This is a genomic window from Cupriavidus sp. SIMBA_020 (assembly GCF_046535395.1).
GTDB classification, from domain to species: domain Bacteria; phylum Pseudomonadota; class Gammaproteobacteria; order Burkholderiales; family Burkholderiaceae; genus Cupriavidus; species Cupriavidus campinensis.
Window position 1 is genome coordinate 1 of record NZ_JAWRWU010001581.1, and the last position, 238, is coordinate 238.

Below are 238 nucleotides of genomic sequence, written 5' to 3' on the forward strand. Positions count from 1 at the left end.
CCAGCGGCACATAGAAATTGCCGCGCAGATAGCGGTGGAATCGCTCGACCTTGCCCTTGGTCTGCGCGCGGTACGGTTGGCACAATCTGGGCAGGAAGCCGTACCGCTTGGCCAGATCGAGCAGGCCGGCGTGCCAGCGATGTTGGCCGTCGCCATAAGCATCGCGTTCGACAACGATGGTCTTGGCGTTGTCGTAAAGGATCTCGCGAGGAATGCCACCCAAGGCTTCGAACAGCGC

The 238-nt window shown here is 61.3% G+C and carries 1 pseudogene; it reads right to left on the reverse strand.

The window, feature by feature from the left end:
• Positions 1-238, reverse strand: a pseudogene (locus SB751_RS34935) (IS21 family transposase); the annotation flags it as partial.